The sequence below is a fragment of the Streptomyces lincolnensis genome, from assembly GCF_001685355.1.
Taxonomy (GTDB): domain Bacteria; phylum Actinomycetota; class Actinomycetes; order Streptomycetales; family Streptomycetaceae; genus Streptomyces; species Streptomyces lincolnensis.
Genome location: NZ_CP016438.1, coordinates 990,841 through 1,017,553 on the forward strand (window position 1 = coordinate 990,841; position 26,713 = coordinate 1,017,553).

A 26,713-nucleotide genomic window follows, 5' to 3' on the forward strand; every position below is an offset into this window, starting at 1 on the left:
CCGTGGCCGACGACTCGGACCGGCCCGCCGAGTTCAGCAGCTACACGACGCGGTCGGTGGACGAAGCGCACGATGTCATCGCGGCGCACTACTACGACCTGCGGCTGGAGGTGACGGGCCGGCCCGGGGACTTCGTCACGGGGCTGGGGGTCGTCGAGCTCGGCGCGCTCACCGTGGGCGACATCAGCTTCGGCACCGAGATGCGGATGCGGTTCGGCGAACCGGGCGTCTACCACCTGGCCGTACCGCTGGAAGGCCGTTTCAGCGTCCAGGAGGGGGTGGCGCGGCCGTCGATCGCCACGACGCGGCACGCCGTCCTCTTCGACCCCGGACAAGACATCCGCATCGACGCGTGGTCGGCCGACTGCCACGCCCTGACCGTGAAGATCGACAAGGCGGCGCTGCTCGGCCAGCTGGAGATCCTGCTGGGCGGGCCACCGCGTCGGTCGCCGTCCTTCGGGCCCTACGTGGACATCTCCGAGGGCGTCGGCCGCAGCTGGGCCCAGCTGGCCCTGTGGTGCCTGCGGGAACACGAACTCGCCGACGGGCTGCTGCACCGCCCGATCGTGCGCGGGCGGATCGAGCAGACCCTGCTGGAGGGGGTGTGGCTGGCCGCCCGCCACTCCTACCGGGAGGAGCTGGAGGCTCCCACGCCGCGGATGCGCCCGGCCGCGGTGAAGCGGGTCATGGACGCCGTGCAGGAACTGCCGACCGAGCCGTACGACGCCGCCCGGCTGGCGGCCATCGCCCAGGTCAGTCTGCGCACCCTGCAACAGGCGTTCCGCACCCATGTGGGCATGACCCCGATGGCGTACGTCAACGAGGTGCGTCTCCAGCGGGTGCGGGCGCAACTGCGCACGGCGGCTCCGGGGTCGACGACGGTCGCCGCCGTGGCGCACCAGTGGGGGTTCGTGCATCTCGGCCGCTTCGCGCGGCGCTACCGGGAGCGGTTCGGTGAGTCGCCGTCACGCACGCTGCGTAGCGGATGAGAGCCGCCGGCCCCAATCCCCCGCGTTTTGCGGACATGCGACGCGCAATCCGGAGCGACGGGAGGTCGCGGCGCCCCTATGGTCTGCTCATGGCGATCGCAGCCGGGGACGAGCGGAGTCGGCGCCACTCGTCTCCGCGCGCGGGAACCCGGGTGCGGAAACGGGAGAGTTTCCGCACTCTCCAGCGGGCCCGGCCGCTCCCCTCCCGCTTCGGCGGCAGGCCGGGCCCGGTCCGTGCGGCGCTACGGCCTGGCCAGCAGGGTGCGCACCCCCTCGGACGTGAGCGTCAGCGGGTGCGCCGAACTGGCGTCGATGGTGAGCGAGAGGTCGTCGGCCGGCCACTGGGCGGCGAGCGCGCCCAGCGGTACCAGCCGGTAGCGGGAGACGTACGGAAGCAGGTCGGCCATCTCCGGTTCGGAGGTGAAGACCGGCACCACCGCGGCGCCGTCCGACTGCTCCAGCACGGGCAACGCCACCGTGGTGGGGTCGGCGCCCGTCTCCTGCCCGGCGTCGTCGGGCACCGGGACGAGTACCTCGCTGCTGGCGAGGGTGTCCAGTGCCGCGGTGTCCTCGGTGTTCTGGGCCAGCGCGTCCAGCGCCCGCCGGGCCGGTGTGACGGTGTTGTCGTGCGCGGGTGTGTCCATGGCTGATGTCCCCTGGTAGCGGCGGTCTTGCGGCCCGCCCCGGGGCAAGATCGCCCAGGGCGCGGTCCTGCTCGCGTACCCGAAGGCGGACGGAGCATGCGTGCGAATCCGGAACCGGTGGTTCAGGTTCGGCGGGCGGTAACGTGCCGGGACAGCACACCCAGGGCCCTAGGGAATGAGCGGGACGTCCTCGGAGGGCAGGCCCAGGCGGTCCCGGCCGACCCGCCGGTACAGGGGCTCCGCCATGCTCGCGCCGACGTGGCTCCAGTACGTCGCCGCGTCGCGGAAGTAGCGCTGCATCCGCTCGCCGTCGCGCGCGTACCGGGACCCCGCCGTGCGGAACAGGCTGCCCTGGAGGACGTCCCAGGCCATGCGCCCGGCGTTGAGGAACATCAGCGCGAGCCGGTTGTCCTCCACGACGGTGAAGGGCGCCTCGCCGCTCACGTTGCGGCGGCAGGTCTCCATCCAGTCCTCGGCGGTCTGCCGCAGCGCCGCCTCGGCGGTGTCGATCAGGCCCAGCGCCTCGCCGAGGTGGCGTTGGTAGTCGTGCAGGTCGGCGCGGGTGCGGTCGGGTTCCAGGAGCAGGGGGCGGGCGGCGATGACCCGGGCGTACTCGTCGGCGGCGGCGTACGCGGTGCCGATCATGATGGCGGCCAGCTCGCCGTGGAAGAAGCTCGGCGCGCGCCCCGCGTACAGCGGGTTGCCGTGCAGTCGCGAGCCGACGCTGCCGCCCTGCACCGGCAGGTCGAGCAGGCTCGCCTCAAGGGTCAGGTGGGCCGGGACGCGGGCGTGGTCCATGTGGATGCTGTTGGAGCCGCTGCCGCGCAGGCCGAGGACGCCGTGCCAGTCGTCGAGGACCGTCCACACCGACCGCGGGGCGACGAACAGCACCGGCGCGCCCGGCGGATCGCCGGGCTTCTCGGGGGCGCCGAGGCTCTGGCCGACGTAGTGCGTCGAGTAGGGGGCGCCGGAGGAGTACGGCCAGGTGCCGTCGAGGACCACATGGCCGTCGCCGTCGGGCCGGGCGACGCCGACGGGGGCGGCTGTGGACGCGGCCCGGAAGTCGCCGTCGGTGCCGAAGATCTCGTCCTGGGCCTTCTCCTCGAAGACGGAGGCGACCTGGAGGACGTGGGCGGCGGTCAGCGACAGGGCCCAGCCGGTGGACGGGCAGCCGCGCGCGACCTCGACGACCACGCGGTAGAAGACGGGCAGGCCGACCTCGTAGCCGCCGTACCGGCGCGGCTGGAGCATGCGGTAGAAACCGGCCTTCAGGAAGTCGTCGTGGGTGTCCTTCGGGTAGTGCGTGAGCCGTTCGGTCTCGGCCTGGCGTTCCAGGAGGGCGGGCCTGAGGGCCACGGCCCGTTCGATGAGGTCGTCCGCGGTCAGTCCGGGTTCGGGAGCGGCGATCACGCTGCCTCCTGATGTGGGGGGCCGTCCGTTCATGACGCGATACGAGTGATTGAACACGGCAAGCGGTTCCTGGTACCGACCGGATATCGCCAAGTGCGCGGCCCCGGGCGCGGTGGCGACGGCCGTGGTGAAAACGGACCACCAGTGGTGATCACCGCCCACGCACCGCCGGGAGGTTCCCGCCTAGCGTGGTGCCATGCCGATGCAACCCTGGTTCCGCGACGCCAAGCTGGGCGTCTTCGTCCACTACGGCGTCTACGCGGTCGACGGCGTGCCGGAGTCCTGGTCCTTCTACCTCGGGCAGGTCCCGCACGACCGGTACATGCGCCAGCTGGACGGTTTCACGGCCTCCCAGTACGACCCGCGCGCCTGGGCCGACCTGTTCGCCCGTGCGGGCGCCCGGTACGCGGTGCTCACGGCCCGCCACCACGACGGCGTGGCCCTGTGGGACACCGCCCACGGCGACCTGGACGTCGTCCGGCACACCCCGGCGGGCCGCGACCTGATCTCCGGCTACACCGACGCGCTGCGCGAGCGGGGCCTGAAGGTCGGTCTCTACTACTCGCACTCCGACTGGAACCACCCGGACTACGCGAGCACCCGGCACCCCTCGCTCGACGACGACAACCCCTACTCCGCCGCGGCCCCCGGCACCGAGGACCCCGAGGCCTGGGCCCGCTACCTCGACTACCGCGACGGCCAGGTGCGCGAGCTGGTGGAGCGGTTCCGGCCGGACCTGCTGTGGTTCGACGGGGAGTGGGAGCGTACGGAGGAGCAGTGGCGGATGGGGAGGCTGGCGGAGCTGATCCTGTCCGGCAACCCCGGCACGGTGCTCAACGCCCGCATGCTCAGCCACGGCGACTACGCAACCCCCGAGCAGGGTGTGCCGCTGCAAGCACCCGACGGGCCCTGGGAGTTGTGTCTGACGGTCAACGACTCGTGGGGTTTCCAGCACGACGACCACAACCACAAGTCGGTGCGCCAGCTGGTGCGTTACTTCACCGAGACGATCGGCATGGGCGGCAATCTGCTGCTGGACGTCGGCCCTCGGGAGGACGGCACCGTTCCCGAGGCGCAGGCGGAACGCCTGGAGGGGCTGGGCGAGTGGATCGCACGGCACTCGCAGGCCGTGTACGGCACGGTCGCCGGGCTGCCGGCCGGGCACCACTACGGCCCGAGCACCGTCTCGGCCGACCGCCGCACGCTGTACCTGATGTGCTTCGACCCGCCGCGCGAGACCCTGTCCGTCCGCGGCCTGCGCAACCGGATCCGCCGGGTCACCGTCCTGGGCACGGGAACCGAGGTCGGGCATCGGGTGACGGGCGGACTGCACGACGTGCCGGGCGTGACCTGGATCGAGGCGCCCGGGCCGAAGGACGTCGACGAGTACGCCACCGTCCTGGCGGTGGAGCTCGACGGGGAGCTGGATCTGTACCGGGGTACGGGAAGGGACTGAGGACCGGCGCCGGGTTCAGCCGCGGGTCAGGGCCTCGACCGTCACCACCCGGATCAGCGGCCGGTACAGGTCCATCACCTCCAGCGCCTTGGCGTGCGAGGGGTCGTCCGCGCCCGCGCACGCGTCGGAGGCCACCAGGACCTCCACTCCCGCGTCGGCCGCGGCCAGGGCGGTGGACAGGACACAGCAGTCGGTGCTCACTCCGGCCAGGACGAGACGGCCCCCGGGACCGACGCGGTCGGCGAGTTCCGGGCCCCACTTGCCGAAGGTCGGCGCGTCCAGCACATGGCCGTCCCGGGCGGCGAACTCGCCGGTGAGCCGCCACAGTTCGGCGTCCGGCGGCTGGAGCGCGAAGGGCCACTGCCGGTAGTAGGCCCGCCAGGCACCGGCCGGTTCGGCCGGGGCCACGAAGCGGGTGAACGTGACCCGGTCGCCGAACGCCGGGAGCAGTCGTCGTACGCCGTGGGCGGCCTCGGCGAAACGCGGGGTGGCCCAGGGGCTGTCGGGGTCGGCGAAGACGCGCTGCATGTCGATGACGGCGAGCAGCCCGGTGCTCATGCGACCGCTCCCTCGTCCGCCGACGGGCTCGGGGCCGCGGCTTCCTGGGCGCGGATCCGGCCGCGGCCGAGGGCCAGGGTGCCGAGGAAGCCGAGGGCGAGAGCGGCCAGGACGCCGAGGTTGGCGTAGGCCCAGGATCCGGACTTGCCGCCGAGGCCCAGCGGCTGGAGGAGGTAGCCCTGCCACTCCAGCCAGCTCGCGGCCGCGTTGGTGACCAGGCCCCAGCCGAGGGCGGTGGCGGAGAGAGTGAGCAGCAGCGGGGTGAGCGGTACGTCGCCGTATCGGCCCCGGGGGCGGTAGAGGTCGCCCTCGTCGTAGTCGCGGCGGCGCAGCGCGAGGTCGGCGAGCATGATGCCGCACCAGGCGGCGATGGGAACGCCGAGGGTGGTCAGGAAGCCCATGAACTGGCCCAGGAAGTCGTCGGCGACGAACACGATGTAGATCGAGCCCGCGATCATCAGGACGCCGTCGAGCAGGGCGGCGAGATAGCGGGGCACGCGCAGGCCGGCGGAGAGCAGGGCCAGGCCCGACGAGTAGATGTCCAGCACCGCGCCGCCGACCAGGCCGAGGACGGCGACCACGGCGAAGGGGACCAGGAACCAGGTGGGCAGGAGCGTGGTGAGGGCGCCGATCGGGTCGGCGGCGACAGCCGTGTTGAGGTCGGTGGAGGAACCGGCGAGCAGCAGGCCGAAGACCAGCAGGAGCAGGGGTGCCACCGAGGCGCCGAAGGTGGTCCAGCCGACCACGCCCCGGCCGGACGAGGTACGCGGCAGATAACGGGAGTAGTCGGCGGCGGCGTTGACCCAGCCGAGCCCGAAGCCGGTCATCATGAACACCAGCGCGCCGATGAACTCCTGTGCGGAGCCCGCCGGGAGGGCGCTGACGGTGCTCCAGTGGATGTGGTCGACGACGAGCGCGATGTAGACGACGGTGAGGACGCCCGTCACGACGGTGATCAGGGTCTGGAGCCGCATGATCACGTCGTAGCCCATGACTCCGCCGACGACGGTGAGCGTGGCGACCACGACCAGGGCGACGATCTCGGTCCCGGTGCCGCCGCCCCAGCCGAGCCGTCCGAACACGGTCGCGGTGGCCATGGTCGCCAGGGAGCACAGCGCGGTCTCCCAGCCGACCGTGAGCAGCCAGGAGATCACCGACGGCAGACGGTTGCCGCGCACTCCGTAGGCGGCGCGGCTGAGCACCATGGTCGGCGCGGAGCCGCGCTTGCCGGCGACCGCGACGAAGCCGCACAGCAGGAACGAGAAGACGATGCCGATCACTCCGGCGATCAGCGCCTGCCAGAAGGAGATCCCGAAGCCGAGCGCGAAGGCGCCGTAACTCAGCCCGAGAATCGACACGTTGGCCCCGAACCAGGGCCAGAACAGCGTGCGCGGGGTGCCCTTGCGCTCGGCGCCGCCGATCACGTCGAGGCCGTGCCGCTCCACCTGGAGCTGCCGGTTCGCGGATCTGCCGCCCTGCGGGTCCGGGGTGTCAGCCATCGTCCACCTGCCATTTCCCGTCCGCCGTCGGACGTGCCGGGTGGACCTTAGGCACGGCCGAAGGGCACGTCAAGAACGATCAGGGCGGATCTGGCGCAGGATCGCCAGGATGCCCTCCCGCTGCTCCCCCTCGACGAGCGGCAGCACCTCCTCGGCGCAGCGCAGGCACTCCGCGTGGACGTGGTCGTAGAGGCCTCGCAGTTCCTTGCGGCGTTTTCCGGCGACGCCGCGGATCTGCTCCCGCAGTTCCCGTGCCTGGGCCAGCCGGGCATGGGCGAGTTGGCGCAGCGCCTCGACGTGTTCGGGGTCCGCCTCGCGGATCGCGCTCAGATCCTGCACGAGCCGGGCCACACCGCTGCCCTCCGGGCGGGCTCCGTGCCGCGCCAGCGCCGCGTTCACCTCCAGGATCCGCCGGTTTCGCACGATCTCGGGGTCCGTCCACCGTGCGAAGTCCCGGGTGATCCACGCGGGGTCGGGAAGGTCCGCGTCGGCCTGGATCCAGCGGTTGTAGACCTGCGTCAGCAGCCCCCGCAGCGGCTCGTCGTCGGGCCTGGCCGCCAGCAGCGCGCGGGTTTCCCGCGCGGCTTCGGCCAACCGGCCCCGCGCGATGTCCAGTTGGACGAACTCCAGGGCGAGGTGCTGCCTGCCCCGTTCGCTGAAGGCCTCCTCCCTGGCCCTGGTCAGCACCTCGGCCATCTCGTCGTGACGGCCCAGGCTGCCCAGGAGCCGGGCCAGGGCGCGGGCGGGGCCGGTGGCTCCGGGCAGGCGGTCCGTCCAGCGCCGCATTCCGGTCACCGCGGCCGCGACGATGTCGCGTTCCCGGTCGTTGGCCGGTTCGCCGGATTCCTGGAGGATCCCGAACGCGGTGCGGGCCGAGGGCTGGTACAGCTGTCGCGGGTCGTCGAGAAGGTCGGTGTAGAGGTCGGGAACGGAGCTGCGTGCCCACGAGCGCGCCACGCGCCGGAAGCGGACGGGGAACTCCTGCGCGTCGGCGCCGGTCTTCTCCTCGGCCGCCTCGATGATCCGTGTGATCGCGAAGTTCGCGGCGAGCTCCGAGAGTTCGTTGAGGCGCTTGGCGAAGACCGCGGGATCGTCCCGGGAGCCGAGTTGCCGGATGGTCCGTGCCACCAGGTCGTCCGTCGGGTCCACCGGCAGGTCGTCGATGAGGCGCAGGTTGTCGATGACGTCACCGGAGTACTCGGTCATCGCCCAGTCGGCCTCCGGAGCCGTGACGGCGTCCCTGACGGCCACCTTCCACAGGACCCTGCCGCGCGCCCAGAGCAGATGTGCCTGTTCCTCCGTCTCGTCGTCCGGGCGGCGGGCGCGTCCCTTGCCGCCCGAGACGTCCTGGTGCGCCTGTTCGAGCAGGCGCAGGCAGAGCTTCTCGAAGGGGTCGCGGACCCGGGCGGGGAGCACCTGTACCGCCGTGGAGACGAATGCCGTACGGCGCTGAAGGGCGGCGGTCGTCTCGGGTTCGCCGGCGGACCGGTCGACGCCGAGCAGGAGGCTGGGGCTGTGGTGGGAGACGAGGTGGTTGAGCTCCTCCAGCCGCAGATGGGCGGTGGCCACGGTGACCTTGCCGCGGCCGGCCAGGACGGGCGTCAGCTGCCGGGTGTCCTCGTCCTGTTCGCCGCCCGGACCCAGTCCCCGGCACAGCGGGGCCGTGCCGAAGGACCCGGCGAGCACGCGGTGCACCTGGGCGCGCTCTGCGGCACCACGGCGGATGTCGCCGTGCAGCAGGTCGCGCAGGTACAGCGCTTCGACATGGCGCTGCCACGCCTGGGCGGCCGGGCCCAGGTCGCCCGCGGAGGTGTGCGCCACCGCGAGGTTGCGCAGCACGGAGGTGTGCAGGGGGTCGTCGGTGAGCATGGCGTTCCAGCGGCGGCGCGCCGCCGTGGTCCGTCCGAGCCGCAGTTCGGCCTCCGCCTGGTGCCCGTCGACATAGGCGCGCAGCAGGGCGACCGCCTCGCGGTGCCGCAGGGCCGCCGGGTAGGCGTCGAGGGTCTGCCGGGCCTCGGCGAAGTTCGCATCGAGTGCCTGCTCGGCGACGGCCAGGGCGTGGGCCACCTGTTCGGCCGCGGTCGCGTGCGGGGGCGCGGGCGGAGGCTGGGCCGGGCGGGCGGGGGCGGAGGGTGGCCGCGCCGGTGCGGTGGGCGAGGGCGGCGGTGTCGTGCGTCGCTCAAGGACGGCGAGGCGTTCCTCGAACGCCCGGGCCCGGGGTGAGGGGTCCGGCCCGACCGTCGCGAACTCCCGCTCCTTCGCGGCCAGTCGGACACGGACCCGCTTGTCGAGGACCTTGCGCAGGCTGCCCGGCGACTGCTGGAGCCGCCCCTGACAGTTCTCCAGCCGTTTCTGGTACTCCTCGAACGGCATGAGCAGTCCGGCGGGTTCGGCGTCCCGGAATCGCTGGAGTTCCTCCAGCAGGGCGAGCCGCACGTTTTCCCAGCGGGTGGCCAGCTCGGTGAGGGATCCGTGATCGCCGAGCGTCCGCGCGTACGCGGCCTCGTCGGTCACCGGCTCCTTGCTCAGTTCCTTGGCCCGGTCGAGCGCCTCCTCCAGCAGAGCGCCCAGGTCGTCGGCCCCCTGCTCGAAGTCCGCCAACCGCTCGTCGGGGCCCTCCGGGGCGGGGCGTCGGCGCCGGGCTCCTGGATGCCACGGGACCGCCGTGCTTCCAGCGCCGTCAGACGGTCGTCGAGTTCCCGCGCCTGTGGTGAGGGGGCGGGCGCGACCGTCGAGAACTCCTGCCGCCGCTTCTTCAGCCTGCCCTCGACGCGCCTCTTCAGGACGGTGCGCACACCGCCGAGGGGTTCCTGGAACTCCGCCTCGCAGTCGGTCAGTCGCCGCTGGAACGCGTCGAAGGGCATCACCAGGCCGGAGGGCTCGGTGCTCTGGAACCGCTGAAGGTCCTCCAGCCACTCCAGCCGCAGCGTCTCCAGACGGCCCAGCAGGTGGGTCAGCAGCTCCTGGTCGCCCGAGATCGTGGCGAAGTCGGCCTCGTCCGTCAGCGCCTGGGACGCCAGGTGCTTGGCGTGGGACTGCGCGTCGTCCCGGAGCGCGCCGAGACCGGTCGCCGCCTCCTCCAGCTCCGCCAGCCGTGCGTCGGGTCCCGCCGTCGGCGGCGCGGCGGCGGGCGCGGGCTCGTCCGGGACGTCCTCCAGCGGCTGCGGCGGCGCGGCGGCGAGTGTCCGCCACGCCGCGCCCATCGCCTTCACATGCCGGTCGGGATCGCCGTCGGTGAACGCCCTGGCCGCCGCGTGACCGCCCAGGTCCGGGAACCTCAGCGGGCGCCACAGCAGCCGCTGCCGGTGGATCAGTGCGATCAGCACGTCGGGCAGCGAGCGGGCGGCCAGGCAGTCCGTGAGCCGGGCCGGGAGCGCGCCGGGGTCGGTCTCGAACAGCTCGCAGACCAGGTGCAGCAGACGTGTCGCCGGTCCGTCGTCGGGGGGCAGCCGCTCGGCCAGCCGGCGCACGGTGGCGACCGGGTAGCCGTACACGAGCCACTGCGTGGCGAGAACGGTGAACGCGGCCGTCCCGCCCCTGCGGCGGCCCGCCAGCCCGGCGATCTCGGCGAGTTCGGCGTGGAGCGTGTCCCGGGTCCGCGCGCTGGTGTTGCCGCGCAGCCGGCCGTCGGCCGTCATGTCGTGGATGCCCGACCACCGACACTCTCCCGGCCGTAGCAGCGGCAGCGCGGAGTGTTCGGCGTCGGGGTCGAAGGCGTGGCCTCCCTCGCGGATGGTCCCGGTGATCTCCTCGGCCCGCCGGCCGTGCTCGCCCTTGTAGTCCTGGGTGCCCTGCCGCAGCTTGTCGAGCCGTTTGTACGCGAGGCTCAGGTGGGCCCAGATCCGGTGGTTGACCGGCGACAGGGCGGCCGCCGCCGTGAGCCAGCGGACGGCGGCCTCGGCCCGTCCGTGGCGCAGGTAGAGCAGTCCCACGTGGTAGGGGTGCTTGGGGTTCGCGGCGTCCAGCCGGTGAGCGCGGGACAGCAGGGTCAGCGCGGTCACCGGATCGGTCCCGGGATGCACGCCGATCCGGAAGAACGCCTCGATGAGGGCCTCCGCCTGCCCGGGGGTGAGCGGCACTCCCTCCTCCGCGCGCTCCCACAGGGGCGCGACCCGCCGCCACAGCACGTCGGGCCGGTTCTCCAGCGCCGTACGGGATGTCATGCCCGTCCCTTCGCTTCGGCGGCGTCGCCCAGTTCCTCGGGCGGCACGATCAGCAGCCGCCGGCCGTCCGACGCCGCGACCCGCCGTCCGTCCGGGGAGACGGCCAGAGGGTGCGGGGAGACATGGGTGGTACGGCCGTCCCGCACCAGCGCGTGGGAGCCGTCGGGGTGTTCCAGGACCAGCAGCCGCCCGTGCCGGGCCGAGCCGACCGGCCGGACTCCCGGCACCGTGTGGAAGCCGACGCGTACGGCCAGCTCGGCGTCGAACGAGACGCCGTGGCCCTCCGCGTCGACGATCGCCGTCAGCTCCTCGCCCGGCAGGACGCCGGTGACCGGCGCCACGGGCTGGGCGACCTGAAGGAGCTGACCTTCCGTCAGATCCCAGCGGTGTACCCGGTGTTCACCGACGACGAGGGCGAAGTCCCGTACCCGGGTGAGCGACAGAAGCACGGCCTCCAGACTCCGCTCCTCGGCGCGGCGGCCCTCCCCGATGTCGGTGAGCGTCCCGTCGAGGCCGCCCACCAGCAGCCTCCCGCCCTCGGCCGCCAGCACCTGGACACCGGCCGGATGCGCCGCCACCCGGTGCGGCGGCGTCTGGCCGAGGGACAGGGACCACACGGCCCCGGCCCATGTGCCGACGTACAGGACGTCCCCGTCGAAGGACAGGGCGCCCGGGACGTTGAACCGTGCGCCCTCGGGGGCGGGAACGTCCCAGACCCGGATCTCGCCGTCCGGTGCCGCCAGGAGGACCCGGCCCGACCAGTCGGCGACGGCCAGGCAGGTGTGGCCGTGGGCCCACAGCCGGGGGCGTTCCCTGAGGTCGGCCGTGCCGGCGGTCCGGTGTGCCGCCGTGTGGACCGTGAGGGTGTGTCCGTCGAGCACGGCCAGGGCCTGGCCGTCGGGGAAGAAGACCGGGCGGCCGCGCGCGGCGAGGGTCGGCCGGCCGCTGCCCGCCAGGTCCGGCTGACGTTCCGGCGCCCGTATCCGGAAGGGCGCCGTGGTGGCCGGTTCGCACCCGGGCGCGGTCGCGTCGAGCCGTACCTCGCTCGCCGCCGACGCGAACGCGAGGTCCTCGAAGACGGCCGTGCCCCCGGTGAACGGCACGGTGAGCGTGCCGGTCAGCCCGGCGTCCGGCGGCTGGGCGGAGAGGGTGACGGTGCCCCCGGCCGAGCCCACGGGTGTGCCCTGCGGGGCCGAGCCGGTCACCCGCAGGGGCGGCAGCGTGTGGCCGACGACCGCGTCGGCCGGTGGTGTCTCGAAGCGGAGCACGGGGCGTGCCGCGGAGGTCCGCAGGCGCAGGGCACCGCGCACCTCGTCGATCCAGCGCGGCCGCGTCATCGGGATCCAGTTGATCCGGTTCGCGACGTAGGGGACCTTCTCGGCGGCCGCGGGCTCCATCAGCAGCGGGATGAAGCCGCCGCTCTCCGTCAGCGGAAGCTTGAGCGCCTCGTGCAGTTCCCACTGGCAGACGTCCTTCTCGAAGTACCTCTTCGAGTACAGCGCCACGAAGTGACGGCTGCCGCGCAGCGCCTCCTCCAGGTAGATCTGCCAGTCCGCGCCGACGGGGGTGCCGGTGCGGGACACGTCGAGGTACACCCGCGGTGTCGTGCCGGCGGCGGTCACGCATTCGAGCAGCGCGTCCTGGAGGTCCTTGGCCTGGATGTAGTCCTCGCGGGCGTAGCTGATGAACACGTCCCACTGGTGATCCGCGGGCGGTGCCGCCTGTCCGTGCGGGTTCATCGCAGCGTCCCGGAGATCGCGCCGATCAGGTCGTCGAGCAGTTTCCGGTCCCGCTCCTCCAGCGTCTTCCTGCCGCCGTTCCGCAGTGCCGTCGCCTGTTGGAGGATGCCGGTGAGTTCGGCCCGTACCCGGTACGGATCCGGGCGCGTCGACCGGGAGTACGAGGAGGTCTGTTCCTCGGCCAGCCGGTTGAAGCGCTGCACTAGGGCGGACACCTTCAGGGAGGCCGTCACCCGGTCGACCTCGCTCCGGCGGGCGGAGACGACGTTGGCCAGTTCGTCGAGCTGGCGGCGCACGGAGGTCGTCTGCCCGGAACGTTTTCCGGCGGTCCTGATCTCCTTGGTCAGCGCGTCCAGGGAGGCGGCCAGGCCGGTCGCCTCCTGGTCGGTCCGGATGCCGCCCTGGACCGTGGACATGACGCGTTCGTACTTCTCGAACAGAGCGCCCACGACCGTCGCCTCGTCGATCTCCGTGAGCCGGTCGCCGATCGCCTTCCCGAGTTCCTCGACGACCTGCGTTCCGGCTTCGGTGCGGGCGGCCCGGCGCAGTTCGGGGAGTCTGCGCTGGAGCAGGCCGAGGCGGGTCCCCAGCAGGCTCAGGGCGTTGACGGAGGCTCCGCCTCGCACGGTCTCCATGGCCTTGACGTACTCCTCCACCACGGGGTTGATGACCAGGGCCTCCTGCCAGCCCCGGATCGCCGTCAGCAGTTCCCGGCCCTGGGTGATGGTGGGGTCCCGCTGGGCGATCTCGGCGCAGGCCGCGGCCCGGTCCGGGTGGCGGCCGATCCGCAGGAGGCAGAGGGCGTACGCGAAGTTCAGCCAGGGGAAGCCGGGGACCAGCGCCAGCTGCCGGGCGAGCAGGTTCTCCGCCTGTTCGACGCGGCCGGTGTTCATCAGGAGCATGGCCTGCTGGGTGTCGGGCTCGGCGATCAGCGCGTACAGGTCGTTCAGGCGCTCGGAGGGCAGCTGGGGCACCGGCGTCTCGTGCGGGCGGACGATCAGCAGGCCGATGAAGGCGTCGAGGTCCTCGAGTACGACGGCCCTGGGCCGGCCGGGTTCGACACCGGCCAGCATCGAACGGGCCTGGTACAGGGCCCCCTGCTTGAGCGCCTCGACGACCGGCCGGACGGCCGGGGCCAGCAGGGCCAGGCGCAGCCGGCGCGCCAGCGCGGCGACCTGCTCCCGGTCTCCGTCCGCCTCCGCGGCACCGCGCTCGGCGGTGGCGAGGGCCTTGTCCAGGTCGCCGTCGCGCGCCTGGCCGAGGGCGAGGAGATAGGAGAGGGTGCCCTCCTCCGGCGCCAGTTCCAGAAATGTCTCCAGCCGGGCGAACGCCCTGCGCGGATTGGCCTTCACGACGGTGGCGTAGGCGGTGATCTCCCCCGGTGTCAGACGGCGGCGCAGTTCGCGGCGCAGTTGTCCGACCCGGTCGCGCAGGCCTGGTTCGAGTTGCTCGTCGCGCAGGGGGCGCAGGATCCGCAGGGCTTCCTCGTGCTCCTCGTCGTCCAGGTGGAACATGCAGTACGCGCGCAGGTACCGGGCTTCGTGGTGGTCCGGGTACTGCTCCAGGTACTCCTCCAGGAGTTCCCGGGCGAGGCCGTACTTCTCTTCCCCGACATTGGCGCGGGCGTCCTCCAGGAGGTCCTCGAAGCCGTTGCCGAGGTCCAGCGACATCTCGACCAGCGAGTCGGTGAGCGGGGCGAGCAGCAGTTCGGTGCGGGAGGCGACCTGCGCGGCGGCCGCCTGCGCGAGTTCCTCCAGCCGTCGGTCGTGCTCCGCGAAGCCCGAGGGCACGGTGACCTCGGCCAGTTCGAAGGCGGGGGTCTGCAACGCCCGGACCGGGCGGATCTCCTGGAAACTGTGGTCACGGCCGGTGCCGGTCACGGGTGCCCCTTCCGGGTGGCAAGGCGACTGCGCGAGGTGGAGGGTCAGGGGTGTCTCACTCAGGCGGGACGCCAGGTTCGGGTACGGCACCGAGAGCGTGCTCGGCCAGTTGTCGGCACAGCAGGTACTCGGACTCCTGGTCCACCTGCGCCATCAGCAGCAACACCCGGGAGAGCGAGGCCTGTTCGAAGAGCTGGTCCTCGTCCGGGGCGGGCCGGTGCCGGATCGGCGGCAGCCGGTCGAGCAGTGCGGCCTCGTCAGCGGTGCGATGCCTGCGGGGCAGCAGTGCGGTCACGCGGCGGACCGCCGTCCGGGGCCGCGGGCTAGGCGGATTGCTGGTCATCGGTCTCCTCGGGCAACAGCGTCTGTGCGGTACTGGTGACGAGCCGCAGCTCCGCCTCGTGCAGGACCCCGGCACCCTCGGCCGCCGCCTCGGTGGCCCGGTCGAGTTCGTCCAGCAGCCCGCGCAGTGCCTGCTTGGCGGGGGCGTCGTCGGCGAGGTCGCGGATCCTCGGGTAGACGATGAGTTCGATGCGGCGGCGCAGCGCCTCCGAACGGCGCCGCTGGTCCTCCAGCGGGGCCCGCTGGTGCGGGACGGCGTCCTCGGGCAGCTCCCCCGGGTCGCCGAAGGGGGTGAACCTGGCCTTGAGGCGCCGGAAATGGATCCGGTCCTCCTCGGAGCGTCCGGGGTCGTCGAGGAACTCCCCGATCAGAGCGAGATAGCGCGAGATGGCGTCTCCCTCGCCGCCGAGGGCCCGCTCGCGTTCCATCAGGTCCACGACTTCGGGAAGGCCGACGCCCTTGGCGAGAGCGACGCCCCGGTCGAGGACGGCGAGGGCCTTCTCGCGCTCCGGCTGGTTCAGGGCGAAGTGGTAGCGGACCAGTCCCTCGACGAGGTCGGCGTCGCCGAGTTCGGGGTCGGCCTCGCGCAGCGCGCCCGCACGGCGCTCCAGCTCCTGGAAGTCGACGGGTGAGGGAGCCCCGGACAGTGCGGGCCTGGCCAGCCACTCCCGCAGCAGGACGAGCAGCCTGAGCACCGCGATACCGGTCCCCAGGTCGCCGCGGCGGTCGTCCTCCGCCGGGAGCGCGGCCGCCTGCTCGGCCAGCCGGTCGAGCCGCTCGCCCAGCCGGTCCGGGTCGCCGTCCTGCCAGTCGCAGACGAGGATTCCCGCCTCGGCCTCGACCATGGGCAGTCCCTGTTCGTCCGCCCGCTTCCGGGCGGCCCCGAACGCCTCCCGGGCCTCGTCGGTCCGCCCGTCGAACACGGCCTGGACGCCCTTGACCAGCTGGAGGTCGTTCACCTCCGGCGGGATGCGGTCGGTGAGCTCGCCGAGTTCGCGGACCCGGTCGAAGTGGTGCAGCGCGCCGTCGGTCTCCCGCCGCCGCCAGTGGCCGACGGCCAGGTGGAGGTGGGAGACGGCGGCGATCCGGCGGCTGTCCGGACGGGGGTCCAGCAGGGTGCGGTGTTCGGCGTACAGATCGGTGACACGGGCGTGGTTCTCCAGCCGTGCCTGCACCCAGAGTTCGAGGTAGGCGGTGTGCTCGGTGCGGCCCTGGGCGGCGATCAGTTCGTCGAGGACGGTCGCGGAGGCGCCGTAGCGGCTCGGGTCGTAGGTCCCGAGCATCGCGCGGACGTGGGCCTGGGCGAAGCGGATCCGGTCCAGTGCCCGCCCCCGCGGCCCGGCGTTGACCGCGTCCCCGAGCAGCCGGTCGGCCCGCTCCAGTTCATCGCGGTCGTCGCTGTCGAGCAGGGCCAGGGACTGTTCGTACGGCTCCCGCCAGCGGTGGGGCAGGACGACGAGGAAGTACCCGGCGCTGGCCACGGTCCACAGGAGCAGCAACGGCAGGAGGACCGCCAGCAGAATCGTGTTCACGCACCCGTCTCCCGGTTCCGTTTCTCCAGCAGCGTCCGGTCGAAGTCCGCGAGCCGCATGCCGTGTTCGTGAATCTCGCGCGGACCCATCTGGCCGTTCTCCCTGACCCGGCGCAGTCCCTTGCGGACCTCTTCGGCGACCTGGGCGGCCGAGTCGTCGCGGTCGAGGAGCAGGAAGGTGTCGGCGTAGTCGAGCATGAGGTCGAAGCGCCACCACATCAGCCGCTTCGTGCCATCGGGCAGCAGCTCGTTCAGCCAGTGGTGGACGAACCTGTTCGCCTCTTCGAAGCGGCCCAGGGCGATGAGACAGCGGGCCATCTCATGGGCCTTGTCGCCGCGTGCGCCCGGGGGCAGCCGGTCGAACGCGGTGTGGGCCGTGGTGTGGAGCCGTTCGGTGAAGGAGCCGTGGGTGGCGTCGGCCAGACGCCCCAGCACGGCGGACCACAGGCCCGCGATGCTCGACAGCTGTTCCGCGTATGCCTCGGGGCGCCCCGGGTCGGCCTGGACGGCCCGCTCCAGCAGCGACAGCGCCTCCAGCGGCTCGCGCAGGTCCGCGCGGGCGATCTCGGCCGCGAGGAGTACGAGGTCGTAGTCCGGCCTGTCGACCAGCGCGGCGTGGGCGAGCGCGACGGCCCGGCGCGGCTCGCCCCTGGCCCGCAGCGACCGTACGGCCGTCTTCGGGTCCATGGCGCGTCGCGCCTCGTCCAGGGCGTCGGCGAGGCGCAGCGGGTCGGTGGCCCGCTGGTGCGAGGGCCGGGGGCCGGTGAGGTCGCGCAGCAGTTCCCGGACCGTCCTGACCGGCTCCACCTTCCGCATCCACGACGGCAGCCGGCCGTCGCGCCGCTGGTCGTCGAAGACGGCGCCGCAGGCGGCGCGCCGGAAGAGGCGCGCGGTGTCGTCGTCGGGCAGGGTCTCGAAGATCTGCCGGGCCACGACGCCCAGGGCGTGCAGACCGGGCGCGCGATCGCCGGGCGGCAGCCCGCGCACCGCCTCCGGCGTCAGATGCGCCAGCCGTTCCGGTGCGTCGAAGACCTCGCCGAGGGACGGCGGGCCCCACCCCGGCAGGGGCAGCAGCAGCGGGCGGTGTCCGGCCAGCACCACGTCGGCGGGCAGGGCCACCAGGTCGGGTCCGATCGCCTCGCGCCAGCCGGGGAAGGCGCGCAGGACGTCGGCCACGGCTTCGGCCCGGTCCACCGGCGCGTCCTCGGCGACGGCGTCGGCGAGGCTGCGCCGCGCGTCGCTCTCGTAGCACACGACCTGGAACCAGCGGCCCGCGAACTGCCGCTGGTCGCCCCGCTCTCCGGGCACCACGGGGACCAGGTCGGGGCGGCGCGGGCGGTCCTGCCAGGCCGCCAGTTCGACGCGCTGCTGCCCGCTGATCTCCTCGACCGGGACGAGCCGGTACCAGCGGCGCCGGCGCGGCGCGCGGTAGAGCGAGCCCCACCAGCCGACCCCGGCGTACTCGGCGTCCAGCTCTTCCTCGACGGCCTTCGTGCAGTCACCGTCGGCTGTCGTCATATGCGTCCTCGAGCAGGTCGGCGAGTTCGTCCAGCGTGTCCTCGTCCGCTTCGGCGCGCACGGCGTCCATGAAGGCGCGCAGCGCGTCGCCGAGAGGCGCCGGCGCGTCTCCGTTCCGGGCCGCCCGCAGCGCCTTCTTGACCATGCGCCGGTACTCCGCCGGGACCTCGGCGGGGTCGATCTCGGGCGAGGCGGGCGCGGGGACGGTGACCGCGGCCGGGGCCGGCACCGGCGCCGGAATCGGGTCCGGGACCGATACCGGGTCGGGGATCGTCACGGGGTCCGGGATCGAGGCCGTTTCGGGCATCGGCGTCACGGGTTCGGGGACGGTGAACCGCTCTGCGGGAGCAGCGGACCGGACCGTGTCGACGCGCCCTTCGGTCTCGAACAGTCCCAGCAATGCCGCACGCCTCTGGGCCAGTTCGTCGACCTTGCCGATCGTGGTGCTCTGGTCGAAGGTGGCCTGGTACTCCCGCCCGGTGTTGGTGTGGGTCACCTGCACACCGAGCAGCCCGTTCACGTCGAGCGAGAACTCGACCTCGAACCGGTGGTAGCCGCCCGGCCGGGGCTCGATGTCGTCGAGGTGGATCGTGCCGATCAGGGTGTTCTCGAAGATGTACTTGTCCTCGCCCTGGTAGATGGCCGCCTCGATGCGGTCGGCCTGATCGGGGTTGGTGTACGTCTGCACCTTGCGGGCGGGGATCTTGGTGCCCCGCTCGATCAACGGGTTGAACAGCCCCTGCTGGACGCCGACTCCGAGGGTGTGCTCGGTGATCAGCGTGACGGTGTAGTCCTGTTCGTCCGCGGAGCGCTCGGCGGTCGGCCGGGTCGCCAGGTCGAAGGCGGGCGACGCCTCGAACCGGTTGGCCACGATGGCCGCGCCCCGGGCGACCAGGGTGTCGGGGTTGGCGTCGCCGCGCACGAAACCCTCGTCCTGGTCGAAGTGGTCGAGGAGCATCTGCCTGACCTGCGGGATACGGGTGGAACCGCCCACCAGGAGCACCGCGTTGACGTCCTCGGGTGCCACGCCCTTGGCTTCCTTGGCGAACCTCAGGGCCTCGTCGACCTGGTGCAGGGACCGGTCGAGGATCGGCCGGATCAGGCCCTCGAAACCGGCCCGGTCCAGTTCCAGGGTGGGGAGTCCGTCGCCGATGTCGACGGTCGTCGTGCCCCGCAGGGACAGTTCACGCTTGGCGGCCTCCGCCGCGGCCTTGAGCCGCAGCCGGTCGAAGCCCGCGGGCAGTGCCTCGCCCAGTTCGCGGACGATCCACGCGGCGACCGCGTCGTCGAAGTCGCCGCCGCCCAGCCGCTGGTCGCCCGCGGTCGCGATGACCTCGATCTCGTCGTCACGGGTCTCGATGATCGACACGTCGAACGTGCCGCCGCCCAGGTCGAAGACCAGATAGATCTGCCGTTCGGACTCGGCCCGGTCGACACCGTAGGCGATGGCGGCGGCGGTGGGCTCCGGGATGAGCTGGCGCGGATAGAGCCCGGCCAGCAGCGCCGCCTCCTCGGTGGCCTTCTTCTGCCGCTCCATGAAGTAGGCGGGCACGGTGACCACGGCGTCGTGGATCTCACCGCCCAGCGACTGCTCGGCGATCCGCTTCATTTTCATCAGCACCAGAGCGCTGATCTCCTGCGGGCGCAGCCACTCGTCGCCGAGCCTGGCGCGCACCGGGTCGTCCTCCACGTACCGGCCCCGCGCGCCGAAGTGGTCGAGCAGTTCCGGGGTGAACACCGCTCCCATCTCCCGCTTGATCTCCACCAGCGTGTCGGCCGCCGCGGTGCCGTCGCCGATGGCGTCCTTGGCGTCGTGGCCGACCGTGAGCGTGCCGGTGGCGGCGAGGCGGATGACCGACGGCATGGCGACGGCGGCCGCGCCCTCGCGGGCCGGGTCGGCGAGGATCTTCGGGGCGAAGTCCTCGGGGTCGTAGGCGGACACGGCCGAGTAGGTGGTGCCGAGGTCGATGCCGACGACCCGGTGCAACTCGTCTTCCATGGAAGGTCCTTCGGAGTTCACTCGCCGGCGAAGCCGTCGAGCAGATGACAGCGGGTGAAGTCGCCGGTGAAGTCGGTTCGGGTGGTGTCCGTGGGGTGGTGGACGCTCTCGCCGGCGGCCGCCAGGAAGGCCTCGGTCTCCCTGCGCAGCACGGTCATTCCGGCGTCCCGCTCGTCGAGGACCGGCTCCCAGGTCGGTTCGAGACGCAGCAGGGAGAGGGGCGGATGCCGTTCGTCATGTGCGGCGCGGGCCTCGGCGCTCTCCAGGTTCACCGCGTGCGCGGCGGCGATCTCGTCCTCGCTCGCACCGCGCGCCTGGAGTGCGGTGTCGTAGCGGGCCGCCGCGGCGCGGATCTCCTCGGCCGTCGCCTCGGGTGTCACCCCCAGCCGCGTGTACTCCGTCGATCTGGGCACGACGAGCGGCAGCCTGAACAGCACGCGACCGGTTGTGTCGAGACCGGGCATGAAAGAAGTCCCCGTTCACCAACGCGACGCACCGGGCAACGAGCCCCCGGGCTCCCCGGTCCGACGCGGTCTTCATCGACGCGCACGACCGTGTACAGCCGTGACGTTGTGTGGAGTGTAGAGGTGGACGGGGACAACTCGCTGCCCGTACGCAACAGTTGGCGCACCTTTGATCTCTTTGTGAATGTCCTGTGCGCAAGGTCCGACGGCGCCCGCGAGCCGCACACACCTTGTTCCGGCCATCGGCGGATACAAACCGGTCAGGACCCCTGCCCGGTGGGGGCCGTCAGTTCTCGGCGCCCGTCCTGCGGGCGCCGACGGGCCAGATCACGTCCACGGGGATCCCGGCCGCACGGGCCTCGGCGACCGCGTCCGCGGTGCCGCCGCCGCGACCGGAGGGGGCACTGCCGTCCCAGACGGCCACGAGCCGCTGTGCCCCCTCCAGCAGTCTGCGGTTGGCCGCCTCGTAGGCCTCGCGTCCGGCGTGGGCGTACGGCATGACCATCACGTCGGCGGCGGCGTGCAGGGCGTCGAAGCGCGCGAGGTCCTCCGCGAGCACGGCCGTTTCCCGGTAGTCGCGGGACGGGATGATCGCCGTCAGCCGTCCACCGAGGGCGAGGACCTCCTCGGCGAAGAGGGTGTCGGCCCCGCGGGCCAGACACGAGCGCCCCTCGATGCCCGCACCGCCCAGGCCCGACAGCAGGGTGCGAAGGGAGGCGCGGACGGCACCGGCCGCCTCCGGGGCCAGGTCCATGTGCCCGGTGACGGCAATCGTGACCACGTGTCGATCCTCCTGCGCACCGGGAACCCTCAAGCGCACCTTACCGGTCGGTCACTCCGGTCCCCCGGGGAGCCGGCGGCCTTTCCGTTCCGCCTCACCACGCCAGAGCGGCGAACCCGAGCACGTAGGCGACCCCGAAGATGACGGGAACCCACCGCTCGACATGAACCAGCGGCGTATAGACCCGCCAGTTGCGCCCCTCTTCGAGGATCTTCCACTCGGCGGAGACGAAGGCGCGGGCCGGCAGCCGCTCCTCCAAGGCCTCGATGACCTTGAACTTCCCCCAGTTCAGCTGCCGGTAGGACCGGACCGTGAACCACCACGCGGTGCAGACCGCCAGCACGACCAGCAGTCCCGCCACGAGGACCAGGACCGGCGGCTCGGGCGGCTTCGCTCCGGACATCCAGGTGCCGAGGGCGGCGACGAGGGCACTGTTGAGAGTCAGGAAGAACGTGTTGGCCAGATTGCGGCGGGCGGCGACCCGGTCGGCCATCTCCACGCACAGCTTGTACTGCTCGATGACCGCCGACTGGTAGGACGCGGCCCCCTCCCGATAGGCGGACTCGCCGACGCCGTCGTTCCAGAGCAGCTCACTGATCTCCGCCATGGCGGCATCATTCCCCACCGCCGGTGCGCGCCACCACCGAATCCGCCCACAAGCCGATCACCCCGGGACGGTCCGCTCGTCGCCCCACGCCCGGCCCGTTCCGGACCCCCACGACCGACCGGCCCGACCATGGGTTTAACATATGAGCGCCGCCTAGCTCGAAAGATAGAGACTGTGACTGTCAACGACGACTCGTTCACCGACTGGAAGACCCGCGAGGAGATCGCGGAGTCGATGATCCCCCTCATCGGGAGGCTGCACCGCGAGCGGGACGTCACCGTCCTGCTGCACAGCCGCTCCCTGGTGAACAAGTCGGTGGTGAGCATCCTCAAGACCCACCGCTTCGCCCGTCAGATCGCCGGCGAGGAGCTCTCGGTCACCGAGACGCTGCCGTTCCTGCGGGCGCTCACCACACTCGACCTCGGTCCGTCCCAGATCGACCTCGGGATGCTCGCCGCGACCTACCAGGCCGACGACCGCGGTCTGTCGGTGGAGGAGTTCACCGCCGAGGCGGTCGCCGGCGCCACGGGTGCCGACAGGATCGAGCGCCGTGAGCCGCGTGACGTCGTCCTCTACGGCTTCGGCCGCATCGGCCGCCTCGTCGCCCGGCTGCTCATCGAGAAGACCGGTTCCGGCAACGGCCTGCGGCTGCGCGCCATCGTCGTCCGCGGGGGCGGCACGGGAGCCGACGGGGACCTCGTCAAGCGCGCCTCGCTGCTGCGCCGCGACTCCATCCACGGCCAGTTCCAGGGCACGATCACCGTCGACGAGACGGACAGCACGATCATCGCCAACGGCAACGCGATCAAGGTGATCTACGCGAACGACCCGTCCGAGGTCGACTACACCGCGTACGGCATCAACAACGCCATCCTCATCGACAACACCGGCAACTGGCGCGACCGCGAGGGCCTCTCGCAGCACCTGCGTCCCGGCATCGACAAGGTCGTGCTGACCGCGCCGGGCAAGGGCGACGTCCCCAACATCGTGCACGGCGTCAACCACGACACCATCAAGCCGGACGAGCAGATCCTGTCCTGCGCGTCCTGCACCACCAACGCGATCGTCCCGCCGCTGAAGGCGATGGCCGACGAGTACGGTGTGCTGCGCGGCCACGTGGAGACCGTCCACTCGTTCACCAACGACCAGAACCTGCTGGACAACTACCACAAGGCCGACCGCCGGGGCCGCTCCGCGCCGCTCAACATGGTCATCACCGAGACCGGCGCCGCCTCCGCCGTCGCCAAGGCGCTGCCCGACCTCAAGGCGCCGATCACCGGCAGCTCGATCCGGGTCCCCGTGCCGGACGTCTCGATCGCGATCCTCAGCCTGCGGCTCGGCCGCGAGACCACCCGCGAGGAGGTCCTCGACCACCTCCGCGAGGTGTCCCTGACCTCGCCGCTCAAGCGTCAGATCGACTTCACCACCGCCCCCGACGCCGTCTCCAGCGACTTCATCGGCTCCCGCCACGCCTCGATCGTCGACGCCGGGGCCACCAAGGTCGACGGCGACAACGCCATCCTCTACCTCTGGTACGACAACGAGTTCGGCTACTCCTGCCAGGTCATCCGGGTCGTCCAGCACGTCTCCGGGGTGGAGTACCCGACGTTCCCGGGCCCGGCGGCCTGACGTCACTGCCATAGCTGCCAGCGGCCTGCCCTGCCGATCCGGGGCGGGTCGCGGCATGGCCTGGAGACCCGATCCGCTGAGAAGCTGTCGTAGACATGTCGTAGCGTCACGCCAGCGATTTCGTTGCCGCCTCAGCGCAATCGGAGTTGGCGCCATCTGTCTGGTGGTCTTGCCCTGCTCGTTCTCGGACCGCTCGTCGCGCTCACCACAGTGGCCCTCAGTGGCCCGATGGCGATGGTGCAGGCTGCGGCGGCACGAGTGCAGACTCTCCGCGGGGCGAGACCCCCGCCTCCCCGACATGGGTCGACCGGCCAATGCGCCGCAGCAACAGTCCCACGCGCCGATAGAAGCGGTCCGGCAGGAACACGGCGTCCGCCACGATCATCGCGCCGGAGAAGAGCGGGAGCCCCATGAGCACCGCGATACCCAGGTGCATGCCCAACAGCATGGTCAAGACCGGGTACTTGAGCCGTCCGAACAGGACGAACGGGAACGCGACCTGCAACAGCACCGTCAGATAGCAGGCGATGGCGATCAGTACCTCGTGCTCGTCGGCCAGGCGCGAGAGCTCGGGCCAGGGCCGGAACAGGTCGAGGTTCACGACGTAGTGGAGGGCGGTCCCGTTGCCCCAGGAGCCGCCCTGCACCTTGTAAAGACCCGCGGACCCGTAGAGGACACAGACCTGGGCCGCGATGACGAACATGCCGCAGTTGTGGAGCACGGCGGTCAAAGTCGGGCCCGCCGAGCCGGTCTTCACCTTCGCCGCGGAGGCTCGCAGTCGGGCCCTGCGCGCATCCAGGGACCAGCGTCGGCCGCACGCGGTGAAGACGAGATACACGGCCATGAGGAGGACGAGGTTGTCTCCTCCGTCGGTCATGAAGATCGCCCTGGCGTGGAAGGACGCGACCATGACCGCGAAGATCACGGACATCACTCTGGTCCGCCAGCCCAGCATGAACAGTGCGGACGTGATGAGGGCTGCTGCGTAACAGGCCTCGAAGTACGGTCGGCTGTCGGACAGGGTGAGGATGCTGGCCCACCCCGTCTGGTCGAACAGTTGCCTGGCCAGCTCGGGGGTCCACGGTGACCCGGGCCCCCAGATCTCGTCGCGGTGCGGAAACTCGCGCAGCAGGAAGACAAGGTAGAGAAGTCCGTAGCCGATGCGCAGAACCGCCGCGGCGTAGAGGGAGACCGGCCGCTCGGTCAGGACGGTGAGCAACGCGCCGATCCGCTCCGGTGCGCGGCGCGGCATGCCTGCGTCCGCCCCTTCGGGGATACGCGGGTACGGCGAGCGTGTCTGCTCAGTTTCCATGGGAGTCCACCTTCCACCAGGGCAGATACCGCGTATCGACAGGCTTCGGCGTGGCGGTGGCTGAGCCCGGCCCGCCGACTGCGGCCGGCGCGGCGATGGGCACGGTGATCACTCGTAGCTGGACGGACTCGAAGATGCCGCCGCCGTGGCGGGAGATGCGATCTGCGGCGATGTTGGTCAGATACCGCTGGATCATCAGCGCCCGCGGCGAGCGGGCCTGATCGTCGCCACCGTGGGTTTCGAGGTACGAACTCCAGGCCCGTCGCAGCGTGTTCTGTGCCGTATGGCTCGGGAACGCGTTGTGCTTCACCGCCGAGTTGTCGACAGCGGTCAGGTCGAACCAGTTGCTCACCTGCACGCTGCCGTCCGGGGCGGTGTGCATGGTCCTCGCCGAGATCTGCCGGTTGACCGACTCCGGATCCGGCGCGAAGAGCCGCCAGTTCTGCTCGAACAGGGGGAGGACCCACGCATTGACCTGGCGGCTGTACTGCTGAGAGACGGGGTTCGGGGGTGCCACGTGCAGAAACACCAGGAGCACGTGGACCAGGGCCGTCGCCAGGCACAGGACCACGGCGGCTCGCGTTCCCGCATTCAGGACCTTCACGAGGCGGAGCGGACGGTCAGAAACCCCTGGCACGACAGGTCTCTCGCCCCTGTCAGGGGCCGACTCGGCGCCGGGCCGGTCCGCTTCGTCGACATCCACCAATTCAACGCCGCCTTGCACGGCCCCACCCGGCCTTTCCATCCCGGCTTCTCCGCTTCTTCTGAGCTTCCACCGACGGCGCGCGACGGAATCGATGACGATCCGACGCGCGCCGCCCGTCCTGCCCGCTCACATGGAGCTAGGCAGGCTTCTGGTCGTGCTCTCCGTGATCGCTGCCATGTTCCTCGTGCTTGTCAGGCTTGCCGTGCTCGTCAGGCTTGACGCCGTAACCGCCATGGCCATCGGGCTTGCCGTGATCATCCGGCTTCCCGCCGTGGTCATGGTGACCGGGCTTGCCGGGCTTCTCGCCGTGATGGTCATGGCCGTTTCCACCGGTCGTGCCGCCGTGGCCGCCACCCGTCGAGCCGCCTGTGGAGCCGCCGTTGGAGCCACCCGTGGAACCGCCTGTGGTGGTGCCCGCGATGGCGCCGCCGGGGCCACCGGTGGTGCCCCCGGTCGTCAGGACGCCGCCGAGAAGACCGCCCAGGGCACCACCGGTTCCGCCGCCCGTCGGCACGCCGCCGATGACGCCGACCGTGGTGCTGCCCGAGGTGCCTGCTGTGGCGCCACCGGTCGTGGCACCGGCGATCACACCACCCGAGACCAGACCGCCGGTGGTGCCACCGGTCCCACACGGCCCTTGGAAGATCCTGTTGGAGTCCAGCGTCACGGCGCCGTCACCGCGTGCGCCCGCGTCGGCCAGCAGCCGGCCGTTGATGGTCGCCCCCGTGGTGGCGGTGATCGAAGTGTCGGCCATGACGGTGCCCACGAACGAGGTGTTGGTACCGAGCGTGGCCGAACTGCCGACCTGCCAGTACACGTTGCACGGCGAGGCACCGTTGACGAGGCTCACCGTGCTGTTCTCGGCTGCCGTCGTCAGACTCGAACCGATCTGGAACACCCAGACGGCACTGGGGTCGCCCTGGGCGTCCAGGGTGAGTGTGCCGGTGATCTGTGCGGAGCTGTTCGCCCTGTAGAGGCCTGCCGTCAGCGTCTGGCCACCGAACTCGTGGGGAGCGTCGTTGTACACCGCGTTCGTCAGAGTCTGGCCGGCGGCCTGGTTGTATGCCGTGGTCAGGTCGCTCTTGGCTTGGGCCGCGTGGGCGTCGGTCGTGTGCAGGGACCCGGGCGGGGTCACGATGCCGGGCCCTCCGTCGGACGCGAAGAACCCGGTGATGGCCGGCCCGGGGCTCACGCCGACGTTGAGACCGTTGACCACCGTGGGGCCGGTGTTGGTGACCGTCGCACCACCCAGCACTCCGTAACTGGCTGCCGTGCCCAGAGGCACAGGGCTGGCGATGGCATTTGCGCGTGTCGGCGTCACCGCGATTACGGCAGCGGCGATTACCACGGCCGCTACCGCGGCGAGCCACACCGACATAGTGCGCCGTAGTGGAGCTTCAGGGATATTCAGCGTCATCGAGGGGCCAACTCCTGTGAGGGAATGATGCCTGCTTGGCGGTTCTCGGTCGCACAGAATCGCCTGCTT

At 71.7% G+C, this 26,713-nt stretch carries 21 protein-coding genes; 3 read left to right on the forward strand and 18 right to left on the reverse strand.

Annotated features, from left to right (window positions below):
• Positions 1-2 precede the first annotated feature (2 nt).
• Positions 3-989 (forward strand): AraC family transcriptional regulator, encoded by a 987-nt coding sequence (locus tag SLINC_RS04445; protein WP_067427032.1) that lies wholly within the window; start codon positions 3-5, stop codon positions 987-989.
• A gap of 242 nt (positions 990-1,231) precedes the next feature.
• Here the strand turns inward: SLINC_RS04445 and SLINC_RS04450 are convergent, their stop codons facing one another.
• The gene (locus tag SLINC_RS04450) at positions 1,232-1,633 is read right to left on the reverse strand and encodes an SseB family protein (RefSeq protein ID WP_067427035.1); all 402 of its coding nucleotides are present in this window, start codon (positions 1,631-1,633) and stop codon (positions 1,232-1,234) included.
• A 168-nt stretch (positions 1,634-1,801) separates the two neighbouring features.
• Positions 1,802-3,043: an acyl-CoA dehydrogenase family protein gene (locus tag SLINC_RS04455; protein ID WP_067427038.1), complete on the reverse strand. Its 1,242-nt coding sequence runs from the start codon at positions 3,041-3,043 to the stop codon at positions 1,802-1,804.
• Between the two features lie 196 nt (positions 3,044-3,239).
• Here SLINC_RS04455 and SLINC_RS04460 point away from each other — a divergent pair, with 196 nt between their 5' ends.
• Positions 3,240-4,499, forward strand: a complete 1,260-nt coding sequence (locus SLINC_RS04460; protein ID WP_067427041.1) for an alpha-L-fucosidase — start codon at positions 3,240-3,242, stop codon at positions 4,497-4,499.
• 15 nt (positions 4,500-4,514) lie between these two features.
• Here the strand turns inward: SLINC_RS04460 and SLINC_RS04465 are convergent, their stop codons facing one another.
• The 13 genes from SLINC_RS04465 to SLINC_RS04525 form a co-directional block, all read right to left on the reverse strand.
• Positions 4,515-5,057, reverse strand: coding sequence for a cysteine hydrolase family protein (locus SLINC_RS04465; protein ID WP_067427044.1), 543 nt, complete (start codon positions 5,055-5,057; stop codon positions 4,515-4,517).
• Positions 5,054-6,556 (reverse strand): purine-cytosine permease family protein, encoded by a 1,503-nt coding sequence (locus SLINC_RS04470; protein ID WP_067427047.1) that lies wholly within the window; start codon positions 6,554-6,556, stop codon positions 5,054-5,056. Before SLINC_RS04470 ends, SLINC_RS04465 begins: the two co-directional genes overlap by 4 nt.
• A gap of 69 nt (positions 6,557-6,625) precedes the next feature.
• On the reverse strand, positions 6,626-9,157 hold the full coding sequence (locus tag SLINC_RS04475) for a tetratricopeptide repeat protein (protein ID WP_067427050.1): 2,532 nt from the start codon (positions 9,155-9,157) through the stop codon (positions 6,626-6,628).
• Positions 9,082-10,719: a tetratricopeptide repeat protein gene (locus SLINC_RS04480; protein WP_067427053.1), complete on the reverse strand. Its 1,638-nt coding sequence runs from the start codon at positions 10,717-10,719 to the stop codon at positions 9,082-9,084. Before SLINC_RS04480 ends, SLINC_RS04475 begins: the two co-directional genes overlap by 76 nt.
• On the reverse strand, positions 10,716-12,458 hold the full coding sequence (locus SLINC_RS04485) for a TIR domain-containing protein (protein WP_067427056.1): 1,743 nt from the start codon (positions 12,456-12,458) through the stop codon (positions 10,716-10,718). The genes SLINC_RS04480 and SLINC_RS04485 overlap by 4 nt, the downstream gene beginning before the upstream one ends.
• Positions 12,455-14,338 (reverse strand): tetratricopeptide repeat protein, encoded by a 1,884-nt coding sequence (locus SLINC_RS04490; protein ID WP_067427059.1) that lies wholly within the window; start codon positions 14,336-14,338, stop codon positions 12,455-12,457. The genes SLINC_RS04485 and SLINC_RS04490 overlap by 4 nt, the downstream gene beginning before the upstream one ends.
• 55 nt (positions 14,339-14,393) lie before the next feature.
• Positions 14,394-14,681 carry a hypothetical protein gene (locus SLINC_RS04495; protein WP_152038970.1) on the reverse strand — a complete coding sequence of 96 codons (288 nt, stop codon included), beginning with the start codon at positions 14,679-14,681 and terminating at the stop codon, positions 14,394-14,396.
• Positions 14,662-16,212 (reverse strand): hypothetical protein, encoded by a 1,551-nt coding sequence (locus SLINC_RS04500; RefSeq protein ID WP_067427065.1) that lies wholly within the window; start codon positions 16,210-16,212, stop codon positions 14,662-14,664. Before SLINC_RS04500 ends, SLINC_RS04495 begins: the two co-directional genes overlap by 20 nt.
• Positions 16,209-17,729, reverse strand: coding sequence for a hypothetical protein (locus tag SLINC_RS04505; protein WP_067427068.1), 1,521 nt, complete (start codon positions 17,727-17,729; stop codon positions 16,209-16,211). Before SLINC_RS04505 ends, SLINC_RS04500 begins: the two co-directional genes overlap by 4 nt.
• Positions 17,710-19,728, reverse strand: coding sequence for an Hsp70 family protein (locus tag SLINC_RS04510; protein WP_067427071.1), 2,019 nt, complete (start codon positions 19,726-19,728; stop codon positions 17,710-17,712). Before SLINC_RS04510 ends, SLINC_RS04505 begins: the two co-directional genes overlap by 20 nt.
• 17 nt (positions 19,729-19,745) lie before the next feature.
• Positions 19,746-20,165: a hypothetical protein gene (locus SLINC_RS04515; protein WP_152038971.1), complete on the reverse strand. Its 420-nt coding sequence runs from the start codon at positions 20,163-20,165 to the stop codon at positions 19,746-19,748.
• Between the two features lie 313 nt (positions 20,166-20,478).
• Entirely contained in the window at positions 20,479-20,973 is a 495-nt protein-coding gene (locus tag SLINC_RS04520; RefSeq protein WP_067427077.1) for a hypothetical protein, read from the reverse strand.
• 94 nt (positions 20,974-21,067) lie between these two features.
• On the reverse strand, positions 21,068-21,580 hold the full coding sequence (locus SLINC_RS04525; protein WP_107406553.1) for a RipA family octameric membrane protein: 513 nt from the start codon (positions 21,578-21,580) through the stop codon (positions 21,068-21,070).
• Between the two features lie 174 nt (positions 21,581-21,754).
• On the opposite strand from SLINC_RS04525, the gene SLINC_RS04530 reads away from it, so the two are divergent.
• Positions 21,755-23,209, forward strand: coding sequence for a glyceraldehyde-3-phosphate dehydrogenase (locus SLINC_RS04530; protein ID WP_067427081.1), 1,455 nt, complete (start codon positions 21,755-21,757; stop codon positions 23,207-23,209).
• Between the two features lie 217 nt (positions 23,210-23,426).
• Here the strand turns inward: SLINC_RS04530 and SLINC_RS04535 are convergent, their stop codons facing one another.
• The 3 genes from SLINC_RS04535 to SLINC_RS50130 form a co-directional block, all read right to left on the reverse strand.
• Positions 23,427-24,521 carry an HTTM domain-containing protein gene (locus tag SLINC_RS04535; RefSeq protein WP_079164402.1) on the reverse strand — a complete coding sequence of 365 codons (1,095 nt, stop codon included), beginning with the start codon at positions 24,519-24,521 and terminating at the stop codon, positions 23,427-23,429.
• On the reverse strand, positions 24,511-25,266 hold the full coding sequence (locus tag SLINC_RS04540; protein WP_079164403.1) for a DUF5819 family protein: 756 nt from the start codon (positions 25,264-25,266) through the stop codon (positions 24,511-24,513). Before SLINC_RS04540 ends, SLINC_RS04535 begins: the two co-directional genes overlap by 11 nt.
• A gap of 97 nt (positions 25,267-25,363) precedes the next feature.
• Positions 25,364-26,512: an ice-binding family protein gene (locus SLINC_RS50130; protein WP_261340685.1), complete on the reverse strand. Its 1,149-nt coding sequence runs from the start codon at positions 26,510-26,512 to the stop codon at positions 25,364-25,366.
• Positions 26,513-26,713 lie beyond the last annotated feature (201 nt).

Excerpts from the sequence above, each read along its gene's own strand:
- SLINC_RS04510 (WP_067427071.1), bottom strand. The coding sequence starts at position 19,728 with ATGGAAGACGAGTTGCACCGGGTCGTCGGCATCGACCTCGGCACCACC.
- SLINC_RS04450 (WP_067427035.1), bottom strand. The coding sequence starts at position 1,633 with ATGGACACACCCGCGCACGACAACACCGTCACACCGGCCCGGCGGGCG.
- SLINC_RS04505 (WP_067427068.1), bottom strand. The coding sequence starts at position 17,729 with ATGACGACAGCCGACGGTGACTGCACGAAGGCCGTCGAGGAAGAGCTG.
- SLINC_RS04480 (WP_067427053.1), bottom strand. The coding sequence starts at position 10,719 with ATGACATCCCGTACGGCGCTGGAGAACCGGCCCGACGTGCTGTGGCGG.
- SLINC_RS04465 (WP_067427044.1), bottom strand. The coding sequence starts at position 5,057 with ATGAGCACCGGGCTGCTCGCCGTCATCGACATGCAGCGCGTCTTCGCC.
- SLINC_RS04470 (WP_067427047.1), bottom strand. The coding sequence starts at position 6,556 with ATGGCTGACACCCCGGACCCGCAGGGCGGCAGATCCGCGAACCGGCAG.
- SLINC_RS04485 (WP_067427056.1), bottom strand. The coding sequence starts at position 12,458 with ATGAACCCGCACGGACAGGCGGCACCGCCCGCGGATCACCAGTGGGAC.
- SLINC_RS04540 (WP_079164403.1), bottom strand. The coding sequence starts at position 25,266 with ATGGAAAGGCCGGGTGGGGCCGTGCAAGGCGGCGTTGAATTGGTGGAT.
- SLINC_RS04460 (WP_067427041.1), top strand. The coding sequence starts at position 3,240 with ATGCCGATGCAACCCTGGTTCCGCGACGCCAAGCTGGGCGTCTTCGTC.
- SLINC_RS04535 (WP_079164402.1), bottom strand. The coding sequence starts at position 24,521 with ATGGAAACTGAGCAGACACGCTCGCCGTACCCGCGTATCCCCGAAGGG.
- SLINC_RS04495 (WP_152038970.1), bottom strand. The coding sequence starts at position 14,681 with ATGACCAGCAATCCGCCTAGCCCGCGGCCCCGGACGGCGGTCCGCCGC.
- SLINC_RS04525 (WP_107406553.1), bottom strand. The coding sequence starts at position 21,580 with ATGGCGGAGATCAGTGAGCTGCTCTGGAACGACGGCGTCGGCGAGTCC.